General features: G+C 57.9%; 5 protein-coding genes. 4 read left to right on the top strand and 1 reads right to left on the bottom strand.

Annotation, left to right across the window (positions count from 1 at the left end; translation table 11 throughout):
- Nucleotides 1–741, top strand: a 741-nt coding sequence (gene btuC, locus PFH44_RS25605) for a vitamin B12 ABC transporter permease BtuC (RefSeq protein ID WP_283826573.1), incomplete at its 5' end; no start/stop codon positions are given.
- 62 nt (nucleotides 742–803) lie between these two features.
- On the opposite strand, the gene PFH44_RS25610 is transcribed toward btuC, so the two are convergent.
- A complete protein-coding gene (locus tag PFH44_RS25610; RefSeq protein WP_045858877.1) occupies nucleotides 804–1,604 on the bottom strand; it encodes a MetQ/NlpA family ABC transporter substrate-binding protein in 801 nt (266 codons plus the stop codon).
- 225 nt (nucleotides 1,605–1,829) lie between these two features.
- Here PFH44_RS25610 and PFH44_RS25615 point away from each other — a divergent pair, with 225 nt between their 5' ends.
- The 3 genes from PFH44_RS25615 (at nucleotide 1,830) to PFH44_RS25625 (ending at nucleotide 3,676) form a co-directional block, all read left to right on the top strand.
- A complete protein-coding gene (locus PFH44_RS25615; RefSeq protein WP_045858875.1) occupies nucleotides 1,830–2,381 on the top strand; it encodes a glutathione peroxidase in 552 nt (183 codons plus the stop codon).
- Nucleotides 2,381–3,130 carry a vitamin B12 ABC transporter ATP-binding protein BtuD gene (gene btuD, locus PFH44_RS25620; protein WP_283826574.1) on the top strand — a complete coding sequence of 250 codons (750 nt, stop codon included), beginning with the start codon at nucleotides 2,381–2,383 and terminating at the stop codon, nucleotides 3,128–3,130. Before PFH44_RS25615 ends, btuD begins: the two co-directional genes overlap by 1 nt.
- 81 nt (nucleotides 3,131–3,211) lie before the next feature.
- Complete coding sequence (locus tag PFH44_RS25625) at nucleotides 3,212–3,676, top strand: NlpC/P60 family protein (RefSeq protein WP_041146044.1); 465 nt, start codon at nucleotides 3,212–3,214, stop codon at nucleotides 3,674–3,676.
- Nucleotides 3,677–3,876: the final 200 nt, after the last annotated feature.

Below are 3,876 nucleotides of genomic sequence, written 5' to 3' on the forward strand. Positions count from 1 at the left end.
ACCCCGCGGGCGGAGCCGGGGCTGCTGGGGGTCGCTAACGGCGCGGGGGTCGGGCTCATCGCCGCCGTGCTGCTGGGTAAAGGGTTCCTCCCGGGCTGGGTGCTGGGGCTGTGCGCCATTGCCGGCGCGCTGGTTATCACCTTTATACTGCTGCGCTTTGCCCGTCGGCACCTGTCAACCAGCCGTCTGCTGCTGGCAGGCGTTGCGCTGGGCATTATCTGCAGCGCGCTGATGACCTGGGCCGTCTATTTCTCCACCTCGTTCGATTTACGTCAGCTGATGTACTGGATGATGGGCGGCTTTGGCGGCGTAGACTGGCAGCAGCTGTGGCTGATGCTGGCGCTTCTGCCGGTGCTGGCCTGGGTGGGGCTGCAGTCGCAGCCGCTGAATATGCTGGCTTTGGGAGAGGTATCGGCTCGCCAGCTGGGCTTACCGCTGTGGCTGTGGCGTAAGCTGCTGGTGGTCGCCACCGGTTGGCTGGTGGGGGTGAGCGTGGCGCTGGCCGGAGCCATCGGTTTTATTGGCCTGGTGATCCCGCATATCCTGCGGCTATGCGGCTTAAGCGATCATCGCGTTCTGCTGCCTGCCTGTATGCTTGCCGGGGCCAGCGCGCTGTTAGGCGCCGATATCGTCGCCCGACTGGCGCTGTCGGCGGCGGAGCTGCCGATCGGCGTAGTGACCGCGACGCTGGGCGCGCCGGTGTTTATCTGGCTGCTGCTGAAGTCCGTGCACGCGCAATAAGCGCCCAATCCAGGCGCATCGGCAGGGCGTCTATCGCCTGCCGATGCGCAGATTACGTGCTATTACCACCCTTTGATGGCATCACCTTTATAAACTTCCAGCGCTTTGTCGGCGACCTCTTTAGTCTGGAACGCCTCTTTCAGCTCCTGAACTTTTTTGCTGTCTTTATTATCTTCGCGAGACACGATGGCGTTCACGTACGGCGAGTCCTGACCTTCCATAAACAGACCATCCCGCGCGGCGGACAGGCCAACCTGCGCCGAGAAGTTGGTGTTAATAATCGACAGGCTAACGTCAGGATCGTCCAGGGTACGCGGCAGCTGCGGGCTGTCCACTTCGACAATTTTCAAATGCTTAGGATTGTCGATAATGTCCAGCGCCGTTGGCAGGTAGCCGACGCCATCTTTCAGCTTGATCAGGCCCTGGGCCTGCAGCAGCAGCAGGCTGCGCCCCAGGGTCGTAGTCTCGTTAGAAATAGACACCGTCGCACCATCCGGCAGCTCGCTGATATTTTTTATCTTGCGAGAGTAGGCGGCGATAGGGAAAACAAAGGTTTTGCCGACGACGGCGAATTTGTAGCCACGCTCTTTCGACTGCGCTTCGAGGTAGGGCAGCGTCTGGAAGGCGTTAGCGTCGACGTCTTTATTATTTAACGCTTCGTTAGGCAGGACGTAATCATTAAAGGAAATAACCTCGACGTCGAGGTTATATTTGTCCTTCGCAACCTGCTCAACGACTTTCCAGATAGCCTCATCCGGACCGGTATTGATCGCCACCTTGATCTTATTATTATCGTCAGGGGAACAGGCCGATAACAGCACAACCGATGAGGCAATCAGTACCGAACTCAACAGCTTCTTCATCTATAAAACTCTCTTAAATTAATCATTAACGAAATGCTATTACATCCGTTTAACACTGTACACTGAATTGCGCGACGTCCCTATTGAGAGGAATTCATGTTGCCGCACGGGCACGGTATGGTATGCCGCTCAGGCGATTCAAAGTACAATGACCGCGCCTCAATCCGCTACAGTAGATAGGGATCACCTGAACCAGAAATCGCTTTTATTCACAGAGGGAAGGCTATGCAACACACTATTCTTGATACCGAAGTTACCACTATCGATGGCGAGAAAACGACGCTTAACGCCTATGCGGGCAAAGCGCTGTTAATCGTTAATGTGGCCTCAAAATGCGGTCTGACGCCGCAGTATGAACAGCTGGAAGCGCTGCAGCAGGAGCTTGAGAACGACGGCTTCACGGTGCTGGGTTTCCCCTGTAACCAGTTCCTTGGACAGGAGCCGGGCAGCGAGGAGGAGATCAAAACCTTCTGTAGCACCACCTATGGCGTGACCTTCCCGCTGTTCAGTAAAGTTGACGTTAACGGCGAACATCGTCACCCGCTATACCAGAAGCTGGTTGAGGCCGCCCCGCAGGCCGTAGCGCCGGAAGGCAGCGGTTTTTACGAGCGGATGGCAAGCAAAGGCCGCGCGCCGCAGAACGATGGCGATATTTTATGGAATTTCGAAAAGTTCCTCCTGAGCGCCGATGGCCAGACTATCCAACGCTTCTCGCCCGATATGGCGCCGAACGATCCGCTGCTGCTGGCGGCGATTAAAGGAGCTTTAGCGAAATAATGCCGTTTTTGATGCAGCTACAGGACGTAGAGGAGCCGGGGCGGCTGGCAGCGTTTAGCGCCGAGGTTCGACCGGGAGAAATGATCCATATCGTCGGGCCGAACGGGGCCGGGAAGAGCACGTTGCTTATGCGCATGGCCGGCCTGACGACGGGGCCCGGGCGCATCATCCTCAACGATCGGCCGCTAAAAACGTGGTCGGCCTCCGAGCTGGCGCGGCATCGCGCTTACCTCAACCAGCATCAGGCGCCGCCCTTCGCGATGCCGGTCTGGCACTACCTGTCGCTGCATCTGCAAAATAACGCGCGGAGCGATCTGCTCGGCGCGGTGGCCGAGAGGCTGGGGCTGAGCGATAAGCTTGGGCGTCAGGTCAATCAGATTTCGGGCGGCGAGTGGCAGCGCGTGCGGCTGGCGGCGGTCATTCTGCAAATCGACCCGCTGGCCAACCCTGCGGGACAGCTGCTGCTGCTCGATGAGCCGATGAACAGCCTCGACGTGGCGCAGCAGGCCGCGCTCGACGGCGTTCTCAGCGAACTGTGCGCGGCGGGTATCTCGGTGGTGATGAGCAGTCACGATCTCAACCACACGCTACGGCACGCGCAGCGGGCGTGGCTTATCTGCCGGGGAAAAACGATAGCCTGTGGCTATACCTCAGAGGTATTGACCGAAGAGAATTTAACCGCCGCCTATGCGATTTCTTTCCAGCGGGTGGCGTTTGGCGGTCATTTTATGCTCATCGCGTCACAGTAGCGCGAAGCAAGCTTGCCAGTTCATTGATAAACCAGCTAAATTATTCTGACAATAAGATAAGGAACAGAGGAATCGTCTGAGATGCGCTTGTGGTTCATTCTTTTGACGGCACTATTTCTGGCAGGCTGCAGCAGTCACCGGGCGCCGCCGCCCAATCCCCGGCTTGCGGATTCGATTACCGTCATTGCTAATCTTAACGATCAGCTGCGGAACTGGCGGGGGGCGCCGTATCGCTACGGTGGGATGACGCCGCGCGGGGTGGACTGTTCCGGCTTTGTGGTGAGAACCTTCCGCGATAAGTTTTCCATGCAGCTGCCGCGTGAAACCCGCGAGCAGGCAGAGATCGGCACCCGTATTGATAAAAGCGAGCTGCTGCCCGGGGATCTGGTGTTCTTTAAGACGGGATCCGGCGAGAGCGGTTTGCACGTAGGGATCTACGATACCGATAACCAGTTTATCCATGCTTCGACCAGCAACGGCGTCACGCGCTCGTCGCTGAATAACGTGTACTGGAATAAAAAATTCTGGCAGGCACGCAGAATATAGCGTCACGCGCGGTTTGCCGGGTTCACGTCGGTCGGCTGTGAGGTGTTCCGCTCACCGGACGCTTTGCAGAACTTGCTGCCTCGGTGCCAGGTGACCGGGTTAAGGGGAAGATAACCGTCTTCCCCTTAACAATCCCCGCGGTCCCGCACGGAAATCGGTGCTGCGCACTGCGCTCACCTCCCGGCCTGCAGCCTGCGGTC

Origin of the sequence: Klebsiella sp. Ech2A (genome assembly GCF_030078455.1) — a bacterium.
GTDB lineage: Bacteria > Pseudomonadota > Gammaproteobacteria > Enterobacterales > Enterobacteriaceae > Klebsiella > Klebsiella terrigena.

What these genes read in the sequence shown, in the direction of transcription:
- btuD (WP_283826574.1), top strand. Translation starts at nt 2,381, where the DNA reads ATGCCGTTTTTGATGCAGCTACAGGACGTAGAGGAGCCGGGGCGGCTG.
- PFH44_RS25625 (WP_041146044.1), top strand. Translation starts at nt 3,212, where the DNA reads ATGCGCTTGTGGTTCATTCTTTTGACGGCACTATTTCTGGCAGGCTGC.
- PFH44_RS25610 (WP_045858877.1), bottom strand. Translation starts at nt 1,604, where the DNA reads ATGAAGAAGCTGTTGAGTTCGGTACTGATTGCCTCATCGGTTGTGCTG.
- PFH44_RS25615 (WP_045858875.1), top strand. Translation starts at nt 1,830, where the DNA reads ATGCAACACACTATTCTTGATACCGAAGTTACCACTATCGATGGCGAG.